21 protein-coding genes and 2 pseudogenes are annotated in these 23,905 nt (G+C 61.0%); 11 read left to right on the plus strand and 12 right to left on the minus strand.

Annotated elements, in window-relative coordinates; genetic code table 11:
- Positions 1 to 28 precede the first annotated feature (28 nt).
- The 8 genes from BKP54_RS31505 to BKP54_RS31540 all read right to left on the minus strand — a co-directional run bounded on the left by BKP54_RS31505 (position 29) and on the right by BKP54_RS31540 (position 10,351).
- Positions 29 to 1,027 carry a ScyD/ScyE family protein gene (locus tag BKP54_RS31505; RefSeq protein WP_084815444.1) on the minus strand — a complete coding sequence of 333 codons (999 nt, stop codon included), beginning with the start codon at positions 1,025 to 1,027 and terminating at the stop codon, positions 29 to 31.
- Positions 1,006 to 1,746 carry an SUMF1/EgtB/PvdO family nonheme iron enzyme gene (locus BKP54_RS31510; protein ID WP_245317968.1) on the minus strand — a complete coding sequence of 247 codons (741 nt, stop codon included), beginning with the start codon at positions 1,744 to 1,746 and terminating at the stop codon, positions 1,006 to 1,008. Before BKP54_RS31510 ends, BKP54_RS31505 begins: the two co-directional genes overlap by 22 nt.
- Before the next feature lie 16 nt (positions 1,747 to 1,762).
- Positions 1,763 to 2,824 (minus strand): sn-glycerol-3-phosphate ABC transporter ATP-binding protein UgpC, encoded by a 1,062-nt coding sequence (ugpC, locus tag BKP54_RS31515; protein WP_057219003.1) that lies wholly within the window; start codon positions 2,822 to 2,824, stop codon positions 1,763 to 1,765.
- 4 nt (positions 2,825 to 2,828) lie between these two features.
- Positions 2,829 to 3,689, minus strand: coding sequence for a carbohydrate ABC transporter permease (locus tag BKP54_RS31520; protein WP_025429155.1), 861 nt, complete (start codon positions 3,687 to 3,689; stop codon positions 2,829 to 2,831).
- 7 nt (positions 3,690 to 3,696) lie between these two features.
- Positions 3,697 to 4,620, minus strand: a complete 924-nt coding sequence (locus BKP54_RS31525) for a sugar ABC transporter permease (RefSeq protein ID WP_025429156.1) — start codon at positions 4,618 to 4,620, stop codon at positions 3,697 to 3,699.
- 121 nt (positions 4,621 to 4,741) lie between these two features.
- A complete protein-coding gene (locus BKP54_RS31530) occupies positions 4,742 to 6,001 on the minus strand; it encodes an ABC transporter substrate-binding protein (protein WP_057219007.1) in 1,260 nt (419 codons plus the stop codon).
- 736 nt (positions 6,002 to 6,737) lie between these two features.
- Complete coding sequence (locus tag BKP54_RS31535) at positions 6,738 to 9,206, minus strand: adenylate/guanylate cyclase domain-containing protein (protein WP_057219009.1); 2,469 nt, start codon at positions 9,204 to 9,206, stop codon at positions 6,738 to 6,740.
- 47 nt (positions 9,207 to 9,253) lie between these two features.
- Entirely contained in the window at positions 9,254 to 10,351 is a 1,098-nt protein-coding gene (locus tag BKP54_RS31540) for a branched-chain amino acid ABC transporter substrate-binding protein (RefSeq protein ID WP_057220358.1), read from the minus strand.
- A gap of 186 nt (positions 10,352 to 10,537) precedes the next feature.
- On the opposite strand from BKP54_RS31540, the pseudogene BKP54_RS31545 reads away from it, so the two are divergent.
- Positions 10,538 to 10,849: pseudogene (locus BKP54_RS31545) on the plus strand (integrase); the annotation flags it as partial.
- 62 nt (positions 10,850 to 10,911) lie between these two features.
- On the plus strand, positions 10,912 to 11,190 hold the full coding sequence (locus tag BKP54_RS31550) for a GNAT family N-acetyltransferase (protein ID WP_084815446.1): 279 nt from the start codon (positions 10,912 to 10,914) through the stop codon (positions 11,188 to 11,190).
- Between the two features lie 155 nt (positions 11,191 to 11,345).
- Here the strand turns inward: BKP54_RS31550 and BKP54_RS31555 are convergent, their stop codons facing one another.
- From BKP54_RS31555 to BKP54_RS31570, 4 genes are all read right to left on the minus strand, one after another.
- Positions 11,346 to 12,341: a TRAP transporter substrate-binding protein gene (locus tag BKP54_RS31555; RefSeq protein WP_057220361.1), complete on the minus strand. Its 996-nt coding sequence runs from the start codon at positions 12,339 to 12,341 to the stop codon at positions 11,346 to 11,348.
- Between the two features lie 30 nt (positions 12,342 to 12,371).
- The gene (locus tag BKP54_RS31560; protein ID WP_057220362.1) at positions 12,372 to 13,634 is read right to left on the minus strand and encodes a TRAP transporter large permease; all 1,263 of its coding nucleotides are present in this window, start codon (positions 13,632 to 13,634) and stop codon (positions 12,372 to 12,374) included.
- On the minus strand, positions 13,634 to 14,248 hold the full coding sequence (locus tag BKP54_RS31565) for a TRAP transporter small permease subunit (protein ID WP_057219018.1): 615 nt from the start codon (positions 14,246 to 14,248) through the stop codon (positions 13,634 to 13,636). The genes BKP54_RS31560 and BKP54_RS31565 overlap by 1 nt, the downstream gene beginning before the upstream one ends.
- A gap of 574 nt (positions 14,249 to 14,822) precedes the next feature.
- Complete coding sequence (locus BKP54_RS31570) at positions 14,823 to 15,755, minus strand: LysR family transcriptional regulator (RefSeq protein WP_057204791.1); 933 nt, start codon at positions 15,753 to 15,755, stop codon at positions 14,823 to 14,825.
- Positions 15,756 to 15,879: 124 nt separating this feature from the next.
- Between BKP54_RS31570 and BKP54_RS31575 the strand changes: the two genes are divergently transcribed.
- The 9 genes and pseudogenes from BKP54_RS31575 to BKP54_RS31610 all read left to right on the plus strand — a co-directional run.
- Complete coding sequence (locus tag BKP54_RS31575; RefSeq protein WP_084815447.1) at positions 15,880 to 16,926, plus strand: aromatic ring-hydroxylating dioxygenase subunit alpha; 1,047 nt, start codon at positions 15,880 to 15,882, stop codon at positions 16,924 to 16,926.
- Positions 16,927 to 16,938: 12 nt separating this feature from the next.
- On the plus strand, positions 16,939 to 18,039 hold the full coding sequence (locus tag BKP54_RS31580; protein ID WP_084815448.1) for an FAD-binding oxidoreductase: 1,101 nt from the start codon (positions 16,939 to 16,941) through the stop codon (positions 18,037 to 18,039).
- 60 nt (positions 18,040 to 18,099) lie between these two features.
- Complete coding sequence (gene hisC / locus BKP54_RS31585; protein ID WP_280951693.1) at positions 18,100 to 19,215, plus strand: histidinol-phosphate transaminase; 1,116 nt, start codon at positions 18,100 to 18,102, stop codon at positions 19,213 to 19,215.
- A 121-nt stretch (positions 19,216 to 19,336) separates the two neighbouring features.
- Positions 19,337 to 20,386 (plus strand): annotated as a pseudogene (locus BKP54_RS36920) (M14 family metallopeptidase); the annotation flags it as partial.
- A 162-nt stretch (positions 20,387 to 20,548) separates the two neighbouring features.
- Entirely contained in the window at positions 20,549 to 21,301 is a 753-nt protein-coding gene (locus BKP54_RS36925) for an ATP-binding cassette domain-containing protein (protein WP_245317970.1), read from the plus strand.
- A gap of 77 nt (positions 21,302 to 21,378) precedes the next feature.
- The gene (locus tag BKP54_RS31595; RefSeq protein ID WP_057219023.1) at positions 21,379 to 22,176 is read left to right on the plus strand and encodes a transporter substrate-binding domain-containing protein; all 798 of its coding nucleotides are present in this window, start codon (positions 21,379 to 21,381) and stop codon (positions 22,174 to 22,176) included.
- A gap of 98 nt (positions 22,177 to 22,274) precedes the next feature.
- Positions 22,275 to 22,982 (plus strand): ABC transporter permease subunit, encoded by a 708-nt coding sequence (locus tag BKP54_RS31600; protein ID WP_057204798.1) that lies wholly within the window; start codon positions 22,275 to 22,277, stop codon positions 22,980 to 22,982.
- Between the two features lie 3 nt (positions 22,983 to 22,985).
- Positions 22,986 to 23,672 carry an ABC transporter permease gene (locus tag BKP54_RS31605; RefSeq protein ID WP_057204800.1) on the plus strand — a complete coding sequence of 229 codons (687 nt, stop codon included), beginning with the start codon at positions 22,986 to 22,988 and terminating at the stop codon, positions 23,670 to 23,672.
- A 49-nt stretch (positions 23,673 to 23,721) separates the two neighbouring features.
- Positions 23,722 to 23,905, plus strand: a 184-nt coding sequence (locus BKP54_RS31610; RefSeq protein ID WP_158071688.1) for an alcohol dehydrogenase catalytic domain-containing protein, incomplete at its 3' end; no start/stop codon positions are given.

Below are 23,905 nucleotides of genomic sequence, written 5' to 3' on the forward strand. Positions count from 1 at the left end.
CTCGATAAGCCATCGCACTGGTGTGCGCCTATTCACGTGTCAGAAAATGGAGGTTGCCGCCCAGATCGGAAACGACGAGCCGCCGCTCGTCCCAGACGAGGACGGACACCGGTCGTGTCAAAGCGTCGAGAATGATCTTTCGGCTGCCCGTCATTGTGTCGAGTCTGAGCAAACGACCGCTACCCTTCCGGAAACCTTCCGGCTGATCGTGGATACCATGTTCGAGAACAAGCATCGCTCCATCATTGTCGAAGGCGATAGCAACGGGCGCATTCAGGCCATCGACGTCAAGTCGCGGATTTGACGCGCCACCGGTTTCGGGGATCGATACGATCTTTCCAGCACCGGCAAGGAAGGGAAAGCCGCCGAACAGCGCGACATAAAGGCGCCGGTCGCGCAGCCCGATCCCTGTCGGCACAGCATCGACTTCATAGCTGTTCCCGGTCGCAAACTCTGTCGGCGAAAGATCCTGCAGTGCCGTCGCCGCCTCGGCCATACGGCGGAACGTCATGATCGTGTTCTTCTGCCCGTCCGTTTGCACCCGTTCGACGCTGTTTCGCGCGGCATCGATCACGTAGTAAACGCCGTTCGCCAAGATGAAGTCGAACGGATTCCAGAAATCGCTGCTGATGACGCGGACCGCGCCAGCCCCATCGATCGCAATGAGGGCGTGATCATACGGGCCTGCGTCGGAGTTGGCCGGCGTCCACCCTTGGGCGACGACAAGAACGTTACCGGCACGCACGACACGGTAGGGACCGGTCGGGTCGCCGATCACATCGAGGCCATGCGAAAAGACCGGACCGAATGCGACGAGCTTACCCTCCGCGTCGCGGCGATAAAGACGGCCGCTGGCCAGATCGGTGACGAGCAGAACCTCGCCGTCGCGGGACATGCCGGCGAACGCGGCACCCGGCAGGTTAACGGTCTCTAGCCGGTAGCCGGGTGCGACTGCCGGCTCTGCGCTAGCGCCGACTGCCAGGAACAGAAGACTTGCAACGATTGTCAAGCCGCGGAGCGAATGCATCGGAAGCCACCATTGGCTGAGAAACGAAATTCCGGATTGTAGGCGAGGCGATAGGTCGTCGTAAGGTGGCGTGCATCGCTGTTCCAGGAGCCACCGCGAAGCACGCGGTATAGCCCCGTAACGTTTGCCGCAGCCCCACCGTCATAGGGCGCGTAAACATCGCTGGTCCACTCCCAGACATTGCCGACAAGATTGAGGACGCCATCGCTGTTTGCACCATCGGCGAAGGACTCTGCTGGCGCGGTCATCGGATAACCGTCGCGCGCGTCGCCGGAGCAGCAGATATCCGCGCCGGAATTTGCCCGCACCAAGTCCCCAGAGGCCGTGCCCCACGGAAATGCGCTGCCCGTCGTTCCGCGTGCCGCTCTCTCGTATTGTTGCTCCGACGGCAGCGCCAACCCGTAGTGACTGCAAAAAGCATCGGCGTCTCCCCAACTCACCCCGACGACCGGCCGGTCGTCCAATCCCAGAACCGGGTGATTTGCGTAGAAGGCGGGGCGGTGACCGGTCTGATCGATGAAGCGTCCGTATTGTCGGTTCGTGATCTCGGTACGGTTGATCGCAAAGGCCCGCCCCCACAGAACGCGGCGCGGGTGTTCATTTTCGGGGCCGTCGTCACGACCGAAGACGAACGCGCCGGCAGGGATCTCGATCAGCGGATTGCCGTCGATGGGACCGGCATCGGCGGCGGCCGCGGCGAATGCCACTGTGATTGCAATCGCCGCCGTCCAGATGTCAGAAGTCGACACGGTATTGTGTCCCTCCATCGAACAGAAAGACGCGATCTGTCGCAACCTTCACGCCGATCCGCTGATCAATCTGGCCAGCGAAGTTCTTGTCGGCGCGCAAAGTCATCAGTTGGCCGCCTAACTGCAGGCTTACAAGCGTGTTCTCGCCCGTGAGCTCCACCGAATAGATCGGCGCAACCAGATTGACGTCGGCATCCTCGGCTCCGGCCGCATGGACGTCCTCTGGACGCACACCGAGAACGGCGGAAGAGATGTTTGCCCGCCCAAGACCCGCCACCCTTAGGCCGGCCCTAACGAACACGCCGTTTGTCACCTCCCCGGGGATCAGATTCATCGGCGGCGAGCCGATAAATCCGGCAACGAAGAGGGTGCGCGGATCGTTGTAGATTTCCCTCGGCGTTCCGAGCTGCTCGATCACGCCCTTGTTCATCACGGCCACGCGGTGGGCGAGTGTCATCGCCTCTATCTGATCGTGGGTGACATAGATCGTCGTGACCTGCAGTTCATGCTGGAGATGCTTCAGCTCGGCGCGCATTTGAGTACGAAGCTTGGCGTCGAGATTGGAAAGCGGCTCGTCCATCAGAAAAACACGTGGCGTGCGGACGATGGCGCGGGCGAGTGCCACGCGCTGGCGCTGACCGCCGGAGAGTTCCTTCGGCAGACGCGACAACATCGTGTCGAGTTCAACGCGCCGCGCGACCTCGGCTATTCGTCGCTTGTATTCGGCTGGGGGCACTTTGCGGATCTTCAGTGGATAGCCGATATTGTCCTCGACACTGAGGTGCGGATACAAGGCATATGACTGGAAGACCATCGCGACGTCGCGATATTTTGGAAGGACGCCATTGATGCGTTCCGCATCGATGTAGATATCGCCCGATGTCGCCTCCTCGAGACCGGCAACCATGCGCATCGTCGTCGTCTTGCCGCAACCGGAGGGGCCGAGCAGGACGAGAAACTCCTTGTCCCGGACCTCTAGATTGAAGTCGGCGACCGCGATGAATTCGCCGAACTTCTTGGAGACATTGGTGAACGTGACGGACGCCATGGTCTCACCCCTTGACGGCCCCGAGAGACAGCCCCCGGACAAGATGCTTCTGAACGATGAAAGCGAAGATGACGATCGGCACGCAGGCCATGAACCCGGCGGCGCTGATTTCCCCCCAATAGGTCTTGTACTGCGTCACCCGCCCGGCGATGCCGATCGGAAGCGTCTGCGACTGCTCGGTGAGCGTGATGATCAGGGAAAGCAGGAACTCGTTCCACGAGATGATCAGGCAGAAGATGGCCGTCGCCGCGAGCCCTGGACGCGCGAGCGGCAAAGCGACATGCAGGAATGCGCCCCAGCGCGTGTCCCCGTCGACGATCGCGGCCTCTTCCAGTTCGACCGGCAGGTCCTGGAAATAACTCTTCATCATCCACGTCGCGAACGGCAGGTTGAAGGCGGTATAGGCGACGATGAGCGCCGACTTCGTGTTGAGCATGTCGAAGTAGTTGAAAAACAGGTACAGCGGAATGATGCTGACGATAGGAGGCATCATGCGCGTCGAGAGGATCCAGAACGAAATCTGCTTTCGCCACTGCCACGGATAGCTGAAGCGCGCCAAGGCATAGCCAGCCATCGTGCCAAAGCCTACGGAAATGATCGTGGTTCCGGCCGCAACGAGCAAGCTGTTCAATGCGTAGCGCAGGAACGGCCGCTGGATGAACGCTTCGTCGTAGTGCTTCAATGTCGGGTTGCGCGGCAGCCATTCGGGCGGTACTGCGAAGATGTCGATGTCGAACTTGAACGAATTCGCCGCGATCCAATAAACGGGAAACAGCGTCAAGATCAGCGCGATGAGGATCGCCAGATAGGCGGATAGTCTGAGAAGCATCTCCCGGACCCGGCTGCGTGTTCTTATCGTCGCCATCGTCGCCTCACTCCGCCAGCCGCATGCGCTTCATGAACCAGGTGCTCAGCACGATCGTCACGAACAGCACGAAGAGCGAGATCGCCGCAGCGTAGCCGGGATCGGCGAAGCGGTAGGCGACCTGATAGATGTATAGACTCAAGACCTTCGTTCGGTCTGCCGGACCTCCCCCCGTCAGGATGAAGACCAGGTCGAAAAGGCGCAGCGCATCCATGACGCGCAGGAGCAAGGCAATGGCGATGACCGGCTTCAGGAAGGGCAGCGTCAGATCCCAGAACTGCCGCCATGACGAGGCGCCGTCGAGCGCTGCGGCCTCGTAGGGTTCGACCGGCAGGCTTGCCAGCCCCGCCAACATCAGAAGAAAAATGAAGGGCGTCCACTGCCAAACATCGGCAACGATGATCGAAAACATCGCGAGGTTCACGTCGCCCGCCCAGGCTTGCAGTGGAAGACCGAGACGGAACATGATTTCGTTGAGAACGCCAAACTGTGGCTCGTAGATGATCTTCCAGGTGATCGCGACGGCGACCGGCGGCAGCATCATGGGGATCATCAGGACGGTTTTGAGAAAGGCTAGTCGGCGGATGAATTTATCGAGGAGCAGCGCCAGGCCGAGACCGAGGAGGAATTCGGTCGTCACTGCCACTACTGTAAAGACAGTCGTGTTCCAGAGTGCGACGTGAAATTGCGTGTCGGAAAGCAGTCGAGCAAAATTGTCGGTGCCGACGAACTCCCAGGGCAGATCGGGGTTCGGGCTGATTTTGTGAACCGCGGCATAGAACATATAGAGGCTGGGAAAGATCGTCAGCCCGAGCAATATGAGGACCGTTGGCGCAAGCATGAGGATCCGCAAATGGCGCTCTGCCCAACGCTCCAGACCGCCGCCCATGCGAAGCGGCGTGGTCAATGTGCCTTGATCGGGCGTCAACATCTCCCTCCCGTGAACAGCTTGTCCATACGCACCTCAAACCCCGCGAGCGCTACGGGTAATTGCCGTCACCACCATGGGAGCGGGGCCCAAAAACCCCGCTCCGCGCAGATCGCATCGCCGCCTATTTAAGGCCCGTAATCTCTTCGACTGCTGCCTGTGAGCTCTTCAGCGCCTCCTCTGGCGTAATCGTGCCTGCGACGGCCTTGGAAAGCTCTATACCGAAGGCATTCTCGATCTCCGGCCACTTCGGATGGCGTGGACGAGGCGTCGAGGCCTGGATCGCCTCCATCAACACCGGATAGTGTCGGAACTGTTCCTGCGAGGTCAGTTCCGGATCGGCAAAGACCGAGGCTCGGACAGGCGGATTGCCGCGGGTGGCGGAAATCTTGATCTGCTCAGCCGAGGTCGCCCAGACCATGAAGTCGAAGGCCTCCTGTTTATTCTTGGAGGCCGACATGATGCCCATGGTCCAATGGCCGATTTCGGAGCTGCCCGGTTTCGTGCCCGCCGGAATTGGGGCGTAGGAAATCTTGCCAACCATCTTCGACTGGCTCGGATCCTCAAAGGTCGCAACCCAGTTCGGCCAGTTGATAGACGAGGCGGCGGCACCAGCAGCAAGCGCCGTACCCACTTCGTTGGCATTGTAGCTCTCGATCCCCTTTGGAGAAACGTCGCGGAGCGCCATGAACATCTTCATCGCGGCCGCGCCTTCCGGCGTATCGATCGTCACCTTCGTGCGATCCTCGTTAAACATATTGGCGCCGTAGGACCAGAAGATCGGCATGAAGTCGGCCACGACCGGGTTACCCTGGCCGCCCCGGAAGACATAACCGAAATAGCGACCTCCGCCGTTCTTGGTTAGGGTCTGGCTCGCCTTCAATACGTCATCCCAGGTCTTGGGAGCCTCGACGCCAGCTTCCTTGTACTTGGCGGCGTCATAGAAGAACATCTGGGCGTTTCCCACATACGGCAGGCACACATAAGGTCCCGTATTGTAAGGGGTGCGACAGATCGCCAGCGACTTCGACAGGAAGTCGTTGTCCGGGCCTTCCATGCCCGCATTCTTGAAGTATGGCGTCAAATCCTCGAGGTGTCCGTTCTCGGCGAAAAACGGAATCCACGGGTCATCCATCAAGATGATGTCGAACACGCCGGATTTGGTTGCCCCCGCATTGGCGCCCTGTTCGAACACATTGGCATAAGGCGCCTGCACGATCTCCACCTTCGTGCCCTTCATCTTCGAGTAGTCGTCGGCAGCAGCCCTAAGGCCGTCACCCTCGCTGCTCGATGGCACGAGGACTGTGAAATCGGCCCATGCGACCCCGTTGATCGCCAGCGCGGACGCCGCGGCAGCTAAGACGAGAAACAGTTTGCGAACCATCGTACACCTCCCATTCCGAGTTGATATCCAAAGGCCGCTTTTTCGTAGGGGGCCCTACCCTATCCGGTACGGCGGAGATGCGAGCTCGACGCCCATGCGAACAGACACGCGACAACTTGAAACGCCGTCCGGCATCTCCTCGAGCCGGCGCTGCTCCCAAAGCCGATTTTACCACATCAGGAGCATTATTTTGAGAGTCTGTATTAGCATTCGCTACTATTGCATATTGCGTGATCACAATTCTCAATTCCCGAACACCGTCGTATGTTCGCCCACGTCGGAATGTGATCTCAATTGATAGGAATGTAGGGACTGTGCCGGCCGAGATCCGGATCATAATATGTCCGCAGCATTCCCGGCGGCCTCAAAAACGCGATAGATTGGCTTCGTCTCCGGTGAGGCGGTGGTCGGATTCGTTATCTCTGCCCACATCAAAGGTGATTCCGCGCACTTCACGCTCACGTTCAAACGCTGGACGGGAGTTCCACCATCACGGTTTCAGATGGGCCGGGAATGAAAATCGATCATTAGATCGCTAGAACAGCACAGATTGTGCGCATCCCCGAGGCCTCGTCTGAGGCCATGGCAGATCCTGCCCGAATTGGAGCCGCCGATGCTGGGGGCCTCAGGCTGTAGCAGACCCGGGCAGTTCAGCTCCCGATGGGGACGATACATCACTGCTGGTCGACGAAGTGACCGCAGTAGTAGTCGTCGATCCGGGTGCGAGCGAACCACGCTACCCAGGCTTGTGGCAAAGTCGATCGAGCACGTCGCGAAGCGCAGTCGCGGCTTCATCTCGCTCGCCAGCAGACATCAACTCGGGTTCCGCTTCTAGTCTGAGATGCGGCAGCTCGGTTCGAACGGCGCTGCGTGCGGCGACCAGATTGGTCTTCAGATCGAGGACACGATATGTGGCGACGGGATAGGCGATACCCCTGATCTGGACATGCCCCAGCTCGACACAAGCGATTGTGTCCTTCACTTGCGCAAAGGTCTCATAGGAAATGAGCACTGCCCCCGCCGGCGCCTCCTGCTCGAGGCGCGAGGCGAGATTCACGGCGCCGCCGATTATCGTGTAGTCCATCCGATCTTCACTGCCGAAGTTGCCGACCGTGCAGTAGTCGGTATGAATGCCGATGCGGCATCGTAGCGGCGTTTCAATGCCGATGTCGCGCCAGATTTCTGAAAGTTCGCTCATCCGTTTCTGCATGGCGAGAGCCATCTCAACACAGGCGAGCGCGTCCTCCTTGACGCCGCGGGTCTCCGGGTCCCCGAAAAACATCAGGATCGCGTCGCCGACATACTTGTCGATGGTGGCGCCGTGTTCCAAAGCAATTTTCGACATTTCCGTCAGGTAGTGATTGAGGAGCTGGGTGAGATCCTCGGACTCCATCTTGTCGGTGGTCTCGGTAAAGCCGGCAATGTCCGAGAAGCATATCGTCAGCTTCTTCCGCTGGCTGGCGATCCTGACGTCCTGACGGCCGGTGAATATCGAGTTGTATACTTGTGGTGCCAGATACTTCGCCAGCTTGCTCGACAGCGCCTCGAGGGCTGCGGATTTCTCCGCGAGGTTCTCCTCCCGCTTTTTCAACTCCGTGATGTCCGAGTAAACGGCCACCGTGCCGCCGCCTGTGATGCGGCGCTCGCCTATCATTATCCATCGCTCGTCACTTCGCCGCTGCACCCACGGTTCACCAGGATTGCGGTGCCGGGAGAGCCGCTCGGCGACCCATTCCTCGAGGCGCCCCTCGGCATCCTTGATGTAGCCGCGCTCGGCGGACCGGCGGATGATGTGCTCGAATGTGGTGCCGGGCGTCAATTCGATCGCAACATCGCTGTAGAGCAGTTCGCGGTAGCGGCTGTTGCTGAGAACGAGCCGGTCCTCCACGTCATAGAGAGCGAACCCCTCCGAGATGCTCTCGATGGCATCTACGAGCCGTTGGCGTGCTTCAGCAACCTCGCGCAGATTCTTTTCCTCGATCTCGACAGCCGTGTCCCGGAACAGCCTGAGCGCCTCAGCCATGCGGCCGATTTCGTCGTGGCCCGCGGCAGGCAATGGCGCACAAAGATTGCCGTCGGCGATCGCGAGCATGCCCTGGCTCACGCTTCCCAGACGGGCGAGAAGACTGCGGTCGACATAGAGCCAGACAATCAGAATCGAACTCAACAGGCTGAGAACGGCCGAGCCAAGGACAACGCCGGTGCCGTAGCGCTGGACGACCGCGGCCTCGAGACCGGACGAGGAGATCTCACGGTTTGCCGCAGCGACAAGGCGATCGACAGCAGCGGTGAGACTGCGGGACAGCCGATTGTTTTCGGCCAGAAGTTTTTCGCCCTCAGCCAGGACGGCAAACTCGTCCTGTCTAGCCTTCGGTATGCTGTTGCCACCATCGATCAGCGCCTTGAACTCGCCCACCCGCTGTTGGAAGCGGGACCGTAGCTTCTCGTCGATCTCGGCTGAAACCGTTTCGAGGACGGCGAGCGACCGGCGCAGCGGAAAGAGCATCAATGCAAGATCGCCTGGCGTCGGCGCGTTCGCCAACTTAACCAGCGCGTCGTTGACGGCGGATATCTCCTGGTGTGCCCTCTGCTGGGGGATGTAGCCCTTAATCGCCTCGACCAGGTCGGAAGTCGCCGCCGCACGTCGGTCTGAGGCGAGCGACGCGTCGGCCGCGACAGTTCTCCATTGCGCAAGCTTGGAATTCATCACCAGGATGCCAGCCGCCAGAAGGCGTTGGCCTGCAATTGTCGTAGCCGATAAGCGACGTAACAACTCCTCCTTGCGCGCGACTACGGTGAGCTTGGCGGCGACAAGGTCGTCGAGTGCGTCGAGGTTTCGCCGCAGACCAAGCACCGCCGCCTCGATCTCGGCCACCGCCGCCGTGCCAAGCGTGCCCCCCTTGAGCGCGGCAAGCAGTTCCTCTAGGCGCGCCATCTCGACCCCGATCGCAGCCGAGACCTCGTTGTGCCGTACCTTGCTCGTTGAATTCAGTACAGACGGAGCAGTTGCCGCGACCCGCTCGGCTTGACGCGACAGTTGGAGGGACGCCAGCGCCGACGGCACCCGATCCTTGGTTATGCTGTCGACAACCTCGCCTACCTGGAGGAAGGCATAAAGAGCAGCTGCCGTCGCGAGCACCGCGAAGGTGCTGATGCCGAAGAAAGCCAGCAACAGGCGGCCGCGTATGCCTAGGCGTTCAAGCATCGCGGCGACACTTAATCTGAAGTGACGCGGCGGCGTGTGGCGGGCTGCTATTCAACCGGCACATACTCTCCACCCCGCCAGACGTACCACACCCAGCTTTGGTTCGTGAGGTCGCCCTTGTCGTCGAAATCGACCGGGCCGAGCACAGTGTCGAACTCCTGTCCGCGCAGTGTCGCGATGACCGCCGGCAGTTCGAGCGAGGCTGCCTTATCGACCGCTTGCGCCCAGAGTTGGACGGCAGCGTAGCTCAGCAGTGTGTAACCTGCGGGCTCGAAGTTTTCGGCACGGAACCGCTCCACCACCGGGGCAGCTTCGGGGTTTCGCCGCGGGTCCGCGGAGAACGTAAAGAGGGTCCCCTCGGCTCCCGGGCCGGCGATCAGCGCAAACTCTTCGGTAGCCAGGGCGTCGCCGGAGATGACCTGAAGCGCGTAGGCGCGGTCGCGTGCAGCGCGTACAATCAACGCAACCTCGGCATGATACCCGCCGACAAACAAAACGGCGATACCAGCGGCCTGTAACGCAGCGATCTCCGCCGAATAGTCGTTCTTAGCAGGCGTGTATGCGTCGTAGACAGCTTCGGTTACGCCCCGCTTGTTCAACTGCTTTCTTGTCTCACCGGCGAGACCCATACCATAGGTCGTGCCGTCGTGAAGGATCGCGATTTTCTTTTCGCCCCATTCATCGGCCAGGTAGTTGCCGGCCACGATCCCCTGCTTATCGTCGCGACCTATGACTCGAAAAACGTTGTCACGGCCCTGTTCGGTCAACAGCGGATTGGTCGATCCTGGTGAAATCTGCAGAACCGCCGCCTCCTCATAGATCTTTGATGCCGGGATCGAGGCGCCGGAGCAGTAATGTCCGACGACGAACACCACTCCGTCAGCCACCAGTTTCTTGGCTGCCGCCACGGCCTGCTCGGGATCGCAGAAATCGTCGACGTTGATGACGCGCACCTGCTGGCCAAGGACGCCGCCCGCCGCATTGATGTCGGCTACGGCCATCTCTGCCCCACGCTGACCCTGCTCGCCGATCCACGCGAGCCGTCCGGTCATCGCGGCCGAAACCCCGATCACTACCTCCGCCTGCGCGGGGCAGATGTAGATAGCCGCAAGCGCGGCAACAGCTATGGTGACCACGCGGTGCATCACTGTACCCCTAACGTTAGCTTACGCTAATCAAGTCGATGCCGACAGTCCTTTGCGTAAGTGCGGATACCTCGGCCGGTTCCGCAACAGCCTTGCCTCGCGTCAGCGTCGTCGGGCCGCCCGCGCAGAATGCTTTCTTGGCTGAAACAGCCGCAGCACTGCATGCCGAGCTCGGCAAGGAAGGACTGGCGTGGCCTCACCGGGTACTTCGACGCACCATCGCTTAAAAGTGCACTCAGATTGGCCGTGAGAGCCGGCAATCGCCCACGTCAGCGAAAGAGCAAAAAGGCTGTTACGGGTGATACTCTCGTCCTGTTGCTGGCGACCTGCGCCAGTAACCGCCTGATTGATCTGCGCGATCAGGCAGGTGGACGTAGACAATCGGAAATCGCCGGCCTGCGTGTGGAGGATTTGACCGACGAGGAGCCAGTTTTTGCCGATCGCAAAGGCAAAAATTCCCTTCCCCTGTCGTGTTTGACGATCCATCTTGGCCGCACGCTGAATTGAGCGAGATCCGCCCCAGGCGACCGTCCGCCGAAGAGAACGATTGGAGTGAGACAATGAACGGCACGATCACCGACAATGTCGCGGCATCACGCTTCGAGCTTGCTGTCGGCGATGAGCTTGCCGTTGCCTATTACCACAACGAAGACGGCCGGGTCGTTCTCACCCACACGGAGGTTCCACAGGCACTTTCCGGGCAAGGCATCGGCGCACGGCTGGCGCGTGGGGTCTTCGAGACGCTCCGCCAAAGACAAGCTCGCATTATCGCCAAATGCCCGTTCATGGCCGCCTTCGCGGTAAAGCATCCGGAATATAGCGCGATGCTCGATGGATGAGTTCGGTGCGGCAAGTTGCCGACGGTCTCAGGCAAATGGTGTGATCCCCGCCTTCAGCCTCCGGCGTTCCGTGCTCAAGGGCGGCGGTATGTCAGACTTTGCCAATACGGCTTTCCCCCGAGGGAAAGCCGTATTGTTACGTGAAACTGCTTCCGTCAGAGGCTTGCGCCGACTTCCCGCAGCTCCTTCAGAACCGGCGCCTTCGGCAGCCAGATCTCGTCATAGGCGGCGATGATCTCGGCGGTGTTCTGCAGGTCTATATCGACGATCTTGATACCGGTATTCTTGAAGTTCTGCAGGAGGGTGGCTTCCTTTGCGACGGTTGCGTCGATCTGTTTGTCGAGCTCCTCGCGGGTCAGGCGGGCGATAAGTTCGCGATCCGCTTCGGGAACGCCCTTCCATATGCGGCCGGAAGCCAGCGCGACACAGGGCATGAAGATGGCGTTCATGCGCAGCATGGTCTTGGCGACCTTGTCATATCGCTGGTTCCAGGAGAGATCCAGGTCGGCTTCAAGTCCGTCCACCTGCCCGTTGGACATAGCGTCAAACACCTGCGGCGTCGGGATTGGCGTCGGCGCTGCGCCGAGCAGCTGATAGAAGTCACGGTAGGCCGGCGTCGTGTTGATACGCAGCTTCATACCCTTGATATCTTCAATGCCGCCGGTTTCCTGGCCGGTGAAGACGACGCGCAGGGTGGTGATGCCGTAACCAAGTCCAATCGTGCCGGTTTGGGCAGGCAGTACGTCCAGCAGCTTGATTGCGGCAGGGTGACGAACGAGCGCAGCGACCTTCTCGGTGCTCTTGACGAGCCACGGCGCATTGATGGCCGCGATCTGGGGAATGCGCGAGCCGAGTTCCGCGGTCATGATCCAGCCGAGATCCAACGCACCGGACTGCATCTGCTGCAGCATGGCGCCTTCGTTGCCGAGCTGGTTCGAAGGGAAGACCTGGATCGCGAGGCGCCCGTTTGTTTCTTCGGAAAGACGCTTGCCGACGGCTTCAGCCGCAAGGTTCCAGGGGTGGCCCGGTGGCGTGGTGATGCCGAGACGATAGATCTTTGCAGTCTGTGCACGCAGGATCGACGGTGCGGAGACAGCCGCCGCGGCTCCCAGCGAGACGCTCTTCATCAAAGTTCGACGCGTAATGTTCATGGCAGGTTCCCTCTGTTGTGAGTTTATGGGTTAGGAGAAGTAGGTCGACAGTGCCGGGAAGATCGAAAGCAGCACGAGGATGACGCAGCAGATCAGGAAGAACGGCAGCGTTACGATGAACATCTTGCCGGGCTTCGCCCCCGTTACTGCAGCGGCAATGAAGAAATTCAAGCCGACCGGCGGAGACAGGAAGCCGAGGACCAGGTTGATCACCGCAACGACGCCGAAATGCACCGGATCGATGCCGTAGACTTCCGTCGCAATCGGCAGCAGGATCGGAACGGTCATGATCAGCCCCGGCGCGCCATCGATGACCGTGCCGATGACGAGCAGGATCACATTGACCAGCAGCATAAACGTGACCGGGTCTTTCGCGATCGTCTGGATCCATTCCGCCACGTGCTGGGGAACCATTCCGTAGACGAGAACCCAGGAAAATACGGCAGCCGCAGCGATCAGGAACAGAATGCCGGCCGACAGGACCCCTGCCTTGACGAACATCTCGGGAAGCTGCTTCAGGCGGAGATCGCCGGTCACGAAACGCCCGACGAGGATTGCGGCAACCACGCCCATGGCCGCGGCTTCGGTCGGATTGGCGAGCCCGGTCACGATCGATCCCACGATGATCAGCGGGATGATCAGTGTCGGCGCGGCCTTCAACGTGATGGTCACACGCTCGCGCATCGGCAGGCTGGTGCCGCGCGGGTAGTTGTAGACGTATCCCATGAGCGCGATGACCACGCAGAAGGAGATGGTAAGGATGATGCCGGGAATGATGCCGGCGGCCAGCATGGTTCCGACGGGAACCTGCGCGATGACGCTGTAGACAACGAACATGATGGAAGGCGGAATGATCGGCCCCAGCATGCCGGCATAGGCTGTCAGACCGGCAGCGAAGGTCTTGTCATAGCCCTTCTTTTCCATTTCCGGGACGATCATCTGCGACATCAGCGCAACCTGGGCCGCGGCCGAGCCGAGAATGGACGCCACGAACATGTTTGCGAGCAGGTTCACATAGGCAAGGCCGCCCTTGAGCGCGCCGACGAATGCCATGGCCATGTCGATGATACGCCGCGTGATGCCGCCGCCGTTCATGATCTCGCCGATGAGAATGAACAGCGGAATGGCGATCAAGCCGTAGCTGTCGAGACCCATGAACATTTGGGTGGGAAAGGAGACGAACAGGACCGTATTGTCGCTTTGCCAGATATACGCCGCCGCCGTGAGGCAAAGCACAATGGAGATCGGCAGGCCGACTAGCATGAGGGCAACGAATGCGCCGAAGGTAAACATCAGGCGGCTCCTTCTGCAGTCGTCAGCGAGACCTGTACGCGTTTGCGCGCGATGCCGAGGTCTTCAAGCAGGTTTGCAGCATTGTGGACGATGAGCGTGAGAGCGAAGATCGGCAGAATCAGGTTGACGATCCAGGTCGGCCATTCCAGCGTCTGGGTTCGCTCGGTGTAGAGGAAGTTGAACGTTTCGGCGGCAAAAGCCTGAGCGTCGAAACCGTGGGAAGCGATGCCCAGCGGATCCAGCCAGATCCAGCACACCACCGCAAAGCCGGTCGCAAAAGTCAGCGATATTGCGGTGGAAAAGGCGCGCAGCCGCGCGACCCATTTGGGTGACAGTTGATCCGACAGAAGCGTGACGGCGAAATCGATCCGCAGCCGCGTCATGACCGAAGCCCCGATAAAGCCAAGCCAGATCATGGAGAAGATCGAGGCCTCGTCGATCCAGTAGATTGGCACCTTGGCGAATCGGGTGACGACATTCACCAAAATCAGCGCCAGCAGCACCGTTATGAAAATCCCGGCCAGGAACTTCTCACCGCGCAGGAGCGCCTGGGACAATCCTGTTATTTTCTCCGCCCAGAGCGGTTGGTTTCGTGGCTCCCCGGTCGATGACATCGCACGCCTCCTCCTACTGCATACTTCTTGTATTTATAAAGTATACATGGTCGCGCTTTGTCAACCGCTTTTCAAGCCGGCTAAGAAAGTCGGCACTGCTCGGTGACCGTCGTTACCTATTCTGCTGCAGGTCACGCCTCAGGTCGGGAAAGCGCCTCAAGGCGGTAACACTTATTGGCTGTGGGAAAGCTGCCAAGGCTAACGTTGGCCTGACGGTAGAGAACGTCGACGATCTGATAGCGGATCTCAAAGGCGACGATGGATACCAATTTCCCCGGGGTCGTCCGGTCCAGGGAAGCCAATCTGGTAGCGCACCGCGAAGCGGAGCTTTATACGGCTGCTCTCCGTCGAGTTGTTTGGTTTGGAGTAGTCGTAGTCACCGCATCGATCAGCTTTGCGCGGTGCTTGAGAAAGTCGTCCCCTGATAGAAACCGACACTCTCGTTGAAGCCTCCCCATTGAACTTGCGCCTCGGGAAGTCCCCGTCGGGTGAGATCCAAGGAGCATTCAAGTGATGCGGCTCGTCGATTGATGGCGGGCAAGCCCGCGTATAGCAGCCGTGACAATACTTCACGTCAGGTGGCTGCGCCTTTAGCCGGAGCGGACAGCAGCTCCTGTTGTCTCGCTACCCCGATTAGCCATTTGTGAAATTTTTGCCCGAACGGCTTTTCGAGAGCCGTCCGGTCCCAGGCTAAGTAGTAGCTTTCGGACAGTTGCATGCGAATGTCGAAGGGAACCATCAAGGCGCCGGAGGCAACCTCATCCAGTACCATCGAAACCTGTGCGAGAACGAATCCCCTACCGTTCACCGCCGCGTCAATGGCACTGCTCGACAAGGCAAAGGAAAGGCCAGAGAACGTTTGGCGGCCATCGGCATGCACCAAGGAGGCCCAGTCCCTCCATTGCGGCGAAGCCTTGTAATCCGCCTCCCATTCCACGTTTAGCAGCGGGAATTTGAGAATGGCCTGCGGACTGTCGAGGACACGGTTGGCGATCAACGCGGGCGAACAGACCGGTACGACCCAGTCGGTGAACAGATTTGCGACATGCTCGTGCGCATAGGCGCGCCGGCCGTAGGTAATGCGGAAGTCCACCTGCTCGATACCGATGCGGGGCTCTTGCTCCTGGCCGAGAATGCGCACACTGGATTCCGGACAGAGGGACTGCCAGTCGAAAATCTTGCGACCGACCCACCTGTTGGCGACCGAGGTCAAGGCACTGAGGACGATCCCGGTCTCGTTCCTGGCGCGCGTGAGAATATTGGCGGCATGGGAGAGCTGCTGAAAGCCTTTCGCGACTTCCCGGTAATACAGCCGACCCCATGACGACAATTCGACCCGCCGCCCACGTCGCTCCAAAAGCGTGAGCCCAAGACATTGCTCCAGGTTTCGTACCAGTTGGCTGACGGCGCCGGGCGTTACACCGAGATCCTCCGCAGCGGCGCTGACCGAGCCACATCGTCCGATCGCCTCAAAGGCTTGCAGGCCGCGCAAGGACGGGTTCGACATCGTTAGGCACTCCTCGGACAGGTCGCTCAATTTAGAAAATCTAAAAAAGAACGCAGGAGCTGGCAACTTGTTGGCACAAAAAAAAACGGCGGACATTCGCTTAACAAAACGCAAGGAGAGCGAAATGTTTCTCAAGAATGCCTGGTATGTCGCAGCCTGGGATCAAGAGGTCGGCCGCGAGCTGAAATCCGTCACGATCCTCGGCGAACACATCGTTCTTTACCGCAAGCAGGACGGCCATGCCGCCGCGCTCGAGGATGCCTGTCCCCATCGGAAGCTGCCGCTGTCCATGGGCCGCATCAAAGGTGACGACGTGGAATGCGGTTATCACGGCCTGACCTTCGATTGTTCGGGCTCCTGCACGCGGGTTCCGGGCGCCGAGCGCATTCCGCATGTCGCCAAGGTGCGATCTTACCCAGTCCACGAGCGCTACGGCCTGCTTTGGATCTGGATGGGCGATGCAGAGAAGGCGGATCCGAAGGAAATCTTCGAAGTCGAGTATTTCGGCAATCCCGCCTGGGGAATCAATCGCGGCGAGTCCATGACGCTCAACTGCAATTACCTCTACATGACGGACAACCTGCTCGACCCGTCCCATGTCGCCTGGGTCCATCAGTCATCCTTCGCAAGCTCGGCCTGTGAGGAAACGCCGCTCGAGACGACCGTGAAGGACGACGGCGTCACCGTCTGGCGCTGGATGATCGATTCCGAACCGGCCCCGTTCTACGCGCCCTTCCTGCAATTCGAGGGCAACACCGACCGCAAGCAGCACTACGAGGTGCGCTATCCGAGCAACGCGATCATTAAGGCCATCTTCGCGCCGGCCCACACCGGCGGGGAAGGCCGCGTCCTGCCAGAAAACACCTTCCTCATGGACAGCTACAACTTCATGACGCCGGTCGATGAAAACCGGACCAAATACTATTGGTTCCAGATGCGCAACTTCGCGCCGGACGACGCCAAGGTTTCCGAGAGTTTCGCAAAATCCGTACGAGGCGCCTTCGAAGAGGATCGCGTCGTGCTGGAGGCGGTCCATCACGCAATGGCCAACATGCAGACACCGAACCTCGACCTGAAGATCGACGTCGGCCCGATGCGCTTTCGCCGCAAGCTCGCCCAACTGATTGCCGCCGAGGCGAAAGCCGGCACGACCAGCGAAGCCGCTGAATAAGGATCAATCCGGATGCTCGATGCCGCGGCCGCGCGCTTTCGCCCCTTCGAAGTTGTCTCGAAGGTGCGCGAAAGCACCACGATCACGTCTTTCCGCCTTGCCCCTCTCGAACGGCAGCACTGGCGGCCGTTCGAGGCGGGACAGTTCCTGACGATGCGCGTTCCCGACCGCAAGGGTGGCCATGTCCTGCGCAACTATACGGTCTCCTCGTCCCCGCGCGAGGAAGGCACGTACCGGATAACCGTGAAGCGTGAAGCCGCACCGTCGCAGGACGTGCCGGATGGCCTGAGCTCCTGCTGGCTCCATGACGAGATCGAGCCCGGCGCCGTCGTCGAGATTGACCCGCCGCGCGGTGCCTTCAAGCTCGACAGCGCGAGTTCGGGGCCCGTGGTGCTTCTTTCTGGCGGCGTCGGGCTGACGCCGACGGTCTCGATGCTGAATGTGCTGGCAAGGGAAAGCGACCGCCCCGTCTGGTTCATCCACGCCTGCGACAGCGCGGCCGTTCATGCGTTGCGAGAGGAAGTCGAGCATCTCGCCGCCCAGCGGTCCGGCATCGCCGTACACTTCTGCTACCGTTTCGCCGAGACCGGCGATCTCGCGGTCGCCCGGTGCCACTCGACGGGTTTCCTGACGCGCACCACGCTTCAGAGCCTTCTGCCGCTCGACGACTACGACATCTACATGTGCGGGCCACCGCCCTTCATGCGGGCCATCTACGGCATTCTGACTGGTCTCGGAGTGCGGAAGGAACGCATTGCCTACGAATTCTTCGGGCCGGCGAGCCTGTTGTCGGAGGCCGGGCAGTTGACGGCGCGGCCCGCGATGGCGCGCGCCGCCGAGCCAGCCACCGAGGGGGACGGCCCACGCATCGTTCTCCAGAAGTCGGGGCGCAGCCTTGCCTGGGACGGGACGAGCGAATCCATCCTTGCCTTCCTGGAGGCACAGGGCATCGAGCCTGAATTCTCCTGCAGGGCGGGGGTCTGCGGGACTTGCGAACAGGGTCTCGTCTCAGGCGAGGTCGACTATTTCGAGGAGCCGCTCGACGCGATGCCGGACGGCCGGGTGCTGTTGTGCTGCACTAGGCCGAAATCCTCGATCGTGCTCGATCTCTGACGCGCTCAGAACAAGAGGCTGCGGCCTGAACCAGGGTGTCCAATCCCCGAAGGAGGATCCGTGACGAAACCGCTCCATACCGAAATCCCGCTCAATCCGCATGTAGCAGGCCTGCCGCCGTACAATGCCGGCATGAGCATCGCCGCCGCACAAAAGCACAGCGGTCGGCAGGACATCGCTGCCCTTGCCAGCAATGAAAACCCGGATGGCTGTTCGCCGGATGTCGCGGCGGCGCTCGCCAACCTCAATCCGTCGCGCTACAGCGACCCGGCCTGCACGGTGCTGCGGGCGGTGCTCAGCCAAAAGCTCGGCGTTCCCGCCGAACGTATCGTGGCCGGTAACGGCTCGGAGGAGATGATCGCCGCGGTCTGTCGCGCCGTACTGCGTCCCGGTGCCCTCGCGGCGACAGTCTGTCCCGGTTTTGGGCTGCACGAGATCGAGGCGCTGGCCAATGGCGCCAAGGTCGAGAAGGTCGGCATGCGGACAGATCTGAACTTCGACATACCGGCGATCGTCGCCATGCTCGAGCGGGCGCCGGTGATTTTCTTCCTCTCCTCCCCCTCCAATCCGGTCGGCCCGGCGCTCGACCGCGAAAGCCTGGAGCGCATTCTCGCGGCGGTCACGCCGCAGACGCTTCTCGTTCTAGACGAGGCCTATTTCGAGTTCACGGACGAAGACATGCCTGACGGCCTCGCCGCGCTCTCGGCCACGGACCTGTCCTGGGTCGTATTGCGAACCTTTTCCAAGGCCTACGGCCTTGCCGGCCTGCGTGTCGGTTATGCCGTGATGTCCGATGCGCGGCTCGCGCGCGCCGTGACCGCGGCCAAGACACCGTTCAACGTCAATGCTGCCGCGCAGGTCGCAGCCGTCGCCGCACTGGCGGACGAGGCATGGATGCGCTCTTCGGTTGCCGCATTGAAACGCGAGCGGGCACGTGTGTCCGAGGCCGTTGCCGCGATGGGGCTTTCGGCGGCCCGATCGCAGACGAACTTCCTGTTCATCGACGTCGGCCGGGACAGCCGGTCGGCGCTGAATCACTTCCTGTCGAAGGCCATCATCGTCAAGCCGTGGAAAGAAGAGGGTTACGAGACCTTCATCCGTGTGACGATCGGCACGCCCTCGGAAAACGACCGCTTTCTCGACGCGCTCCGCGCCCTCGCAAAGCGTGAAGGATGAGGAGACGCCTGCGACGTCCTCTCCAATCCAACACACAACAAGGGGTCGGGCCACGACCCCACGGGAACGAACAATGAGCGCAAACGCAGGTCAGCACAAAGCAAACCGGGAGCCCCCTCGCATGTGCCCTTCAACGCCATCCGGTCTTTTCGCCGGCGATTTCTCGGCCCTGCGCGCCCGGTTTCTCTCCGCCGCGCGCACCGCTGGGGCTAGTGTCGTCGAATACCTGCATCCGCTGCACGGACCGAACGGCGAGCGTCTGGCGACCGACGTTGCCTATCTTGGACGCGATGATGCCAAGAAGCTCCTGGTGTTGATCTCCGGCACCCATGGCGTCGAGGGTCCTTTCGGCTCGGCCTGCCAGACTGCCTGGCTTTCACAAAATTCGCCCTGGCAGCTCCCCGACGACACCGCGGTCCTAGCCATCCACCTCATCAACCCTTGGGGCACGGCCTGGACGCGCCGGGTGAACGAAGACAACGTCGACCTAAACCGCAACTTCATCGACTGGCTGAAGAGCCCGCCGAAAAACGAACGCTATGCCGCCCTGCACGATGCCCTCGTCTGTCGCGCCTGGGAGGGGCCAGAGCGTGATGCCGCAGCGGACGCCTACGAGACCGCGAAACAACGGCTCGGCGGCTATGCCGGCATCGCCCCGATCGTTGAAGCCGGCCAGTACGACTTTCCGAATGGCCTGTTCTATGGCGGCGACGGTCCTGTCTGGTCCAACCGCACCCTCATCGAGATCCTGTCGACATTCGCGCAACAGGCCACTGAGGTCGTCGTCTTCGACCTGCACACGGGCGCAGGCCCTTACGGCTATCCTGCTCTCCTCTCCGTTGCTGAGAACGAGCACGACGGTTTGGATTGGGGGCGGCGCATCTTCGGTCCGACGCTCTCGGTCGTCGTCACCGGCGAGAATGCAAGTACAGACACCGGCATTGCCGCGACGGCCACCGGCTATGTCTCGGCCGCGGTGCGAGACGCGCTGCCGAAGGCGCGCGTCCTGCCACTGGTTGTCGAATGCGGAACCCTCGACGGTGCCACGGTCGCGGATGCGGTTCAGGCGGACAACTGGCTTCATTTGTTCGGCAAGATCGATACCCCGCTCGGCAGCAGGATCAAGGAGACCTTGCGCGCCGCCTTCATTCCGGAGGACGCTGACTGGCAACGCACTTGTCTTGCCGCTTCGCTGCGCCATTTCGACCGTGCCTTCGCAGACCTCAAGTCGGTCGGCGGCGCAGGTGCCGAAAAGCCAGTTCCTGCGGCGCCGGCCGTCACAGTCGTCGCCCACCCGGAAGCTTGCGGTCCAAGGCTTGACGAAAGGGCGGCGATCGAAGTGCACGACATCCACAAGCGCTTCGGTCCCCTCCCCGTGCTCAACGGCGTCAACATCTCCGCGCAACCGGGCGAGGTCGTGTCCATGATCGGCTCCTCCGGTTCGGGAAAGAGCACGTTCCTGCGCTGCATCAATTTGCTCGAACAGCCAAACGACGGACGCATCGTTATCGATGGCGAGGAAATCCGCATGAAGAAGACGCCGGACGGCAGCGCCGCGCCGGCCGACATGCGGCAGGTCGAGCGCATCCGCTCGCGCGTCGGCATGGTGTTCCAGAACTTCAATCTCTGGCCGCACATGACAGTTCTCGAAAACATCATCGAGGCGCCGCGGCATGTCCTGAAGGAAGAGCGGCAGGCGGCTGTCGACCATGCCCATGCGCTCCTGAAGAAAGTCGGCCTCTCCGACAAGCACGACCAGTATCCAGGCCAGCTGTCGGGCGGTCAGCAGCAGCGCGCCGCCATCGCCCGAACGCTCGCCATGCGCCCCAAGCTCATCCTCCTCGACGAGCCGACCTCCGCGCTCGATCCCGAGCTTGTCGGCGAGGTGCTGCGCGTGATCCGGCAACTGGCCGAAGAAGGAAATACGATGATCCTCGTGACGCACGAAATGCAGTTCGCGCGCGAGGTCTCGCACAAGATCCTCTTCCTCCATCAGGGAAAGGTGGAGGAGGAGGGTGCCCCGGCGGAGGTCTTCACCAACCCGCGCTCCGAACGCATGCGCCAGTTCCTGGCCCGTACGCTCTGACATTCCTGCGCCATCACCCGTCCGGGGATCTCTCCGGACGAGACCCAACAAGAAAGCTCAACATGGGGAACCAAAACATGAAGCTCAAAAGTCTATTGCTCGCCACGTTCTTCGCCGCCGGTCTCGCCGCGGCCCAGGCCGCCGAGGGCGAATTGTCGATCGGGACGGAAGGCGAGTATCCGCCATGGAGCATGGCAGACTCCGCCGGTAACGTGACGGGTTTCGACGCCGATGTCGGGACCCTGCTCTGCGCCAAGCTGAAGATGAAGTGCCATTTCGTCGTGCAGGCCTTTGACGGTCTCATTCCGGCGCTCAAAGCCAAACGTTTCGACATCATCATTTCCGGCATGTCGATCACGGCTGAACGCAAGAAGCAGATCAACTTCTCGGTCGGCTATGCGGAACTCGCAAACATGTTCGTGGTGAAGAAGGATTCCGATCTCGCCGGCATCAAGGACATCGATGCGCTGCTGAAATCGCTCGACGGCCGCACGGTCGGCGTCCAGGCCGGCACGACCCATGCCCATTTCGTGGAAAAGCGCGCCTCCTCCGCCGTCCTGAAGACCTACGACACGCTCGACCAGATGCAGATCGATCTCGCCAGCGGCCGCGTCGAGGCCGCCTTCGCCGATGCCTCCGCCCTTCAGGATTTCCTGGCGCGCCCGGATGGCAAGGACTTCCAGTTCGTCGATGTGAAGGTGCTCAGCACTTTCGATCCGACGCTTGGCGAAGGCATCGGCGTCGGCATTTCGCAGGAGAATACCGAGCTGAAGGCCCGCATCGACGAGGCGCTCTGCGAGTTGGTCGCTGACGGCTCGATCGGCAATACGAGCCAGACCTGGTTCAAGACGGACATCTCCCGTCCCTGCCAGTAACACCAACACGACGTCTCCCGGGTGAGGAAAGGCCGTCAGGTCGATCCTTCTTCGGGGGGCTTCATCCGACAGGACAATGCGAAGGTTGGGCGGGTTCGATGGAACTTGGATTATGGCAGGTATGGGACGGCGGCTGGATCTCCGCAATCCTGCGCGGCGCGGCGATCACCGTCGCCCTTGGGGTCACGAGCATGGCCTTCGGCATCGTCATCGGCGTTGCCTGCGGCCTGATGAAATGGGCGCGGCTGTTTCCGCTCACGCTTGTCGTGGACGTCTACACGTCGATCGTGCGCGGCGTCCCGGAACTCCTGATCATCTATCTCCTCTTCTTTTCCTCCGTGGAATTCGTAGCCCAGGTCGCCGCGGCGTTTGGCTATGAAGGTCTGGCTGGCAACGGCTACGCCTTCACCATCGCAGTCGTTGCAATCGCAGCCATATCGGGGGCCTATTCGACGGAGGTCGTGCGGGGGGCTCTGGCTGCCATACCGGCCGGACATATCGAAGCGGCGCGGGCGCTTGGGATTCCAGGCAGGCGCATCTTCCGCCGCATTATCGCCCCACAGATGCTGCGGATCGCGGTACCGGGTATGAACAATGTCTGGCAGACCACGATCAAAGACACCGCGCTTGTCTCCGTGGTCGGTTTGCAGGAACTGATGCGCGCGGCCTTCGTCGGGGCGGGTTCGACCCGCCATCCCTTCATCTTTTATCTCATCGCCGCTGTCGTCTACCTCGCAATCACGCTGATCAGCCAGGGTGGTTTCGATTGGATCGAACGCCTTCTGCGTCCCCGTACGAGGAAATAGGCCATGGATTTCGAACTCGTTCGCCTCGCAGTTCCGACCCTTGCCAAGGGGCTGTGGCTCACCGCTGTCCTGACGGTCACTTCGATCGTCATCGGCTTCAATCTCGGTCTGGCGCTTGCGGTCATGCGCCTGTCGAAAAACACGGCTCTGAGCAGTTTTGCCAAAAGCTACAGCACCGTTTTCCGCGGCACGCCGCTGCTGGTCCAGCTCTTTCTCTTCTACTACGGCCTCGGCCAGCTTTCCTTCGTGCGCGACAACCCCATGCTCTGGTGGATCGTCGGCGATGGCGCCCATTGCGCTGTTATGGCGCTGGCACTCAACACGGCGGCCTATACGTCAGAAATCCTGCGCGGCGGCCTCATGTCCATTCCCGGAGGGCTCGTCGAAGCCGCTCAGGCCTGCGGCATGTCGCGGCTCCTGCGCTTTCGCCGGATCACGTTTCCCCTCGCCATCAGGCAAGCGCTGCCGGCCTACGGCAACGAGCTTGTGCTCGTCGTCAAGGGAACGAGCCTTGCCTCCACCATCACCGTCCTCGAAATCACCGGCCATGCAAAGCGGCTGATGAGCCAGACCTATGCAATCCTCGAAATATTCGCCATCGCCGGTGTGCTCTATCTCCTGATCAATCTGGTGCTGATCACGCTCGTACGGCTCCTGGAAGCCCATCTTACGCGCTACCTGCCCCGATAGGCCTACCGCCTGAAGCGGGCGAAATCCTTAAAAGGAAAGAGAAATGTCTATGGATGTACGCGCCGCCGTCGCCGTTCAGGCAGGTAAGCCGCTGGAAGTGATGACTGTTCAGCTCGAAGGCCCGCGGGCCGGCGAGGTGCTGATCGAGGTCAAGGCGACCGGCATCTGCCACACCGACGATTTCACGCTTTCCGGCGCCGACCCCGAAGGTCTGTTCCCGGCGATCCTCGGCC

This window comes from Ensifer sp. 1H6 (genome assembly GCF_001976035.1).
Taxonomy (GTDB): Bacteria; Pseudomonadota; Alphaproteobacteria; order Rhizobiales; family Rhizobiaceae; genus Ensifer; species Ensifer canadensis.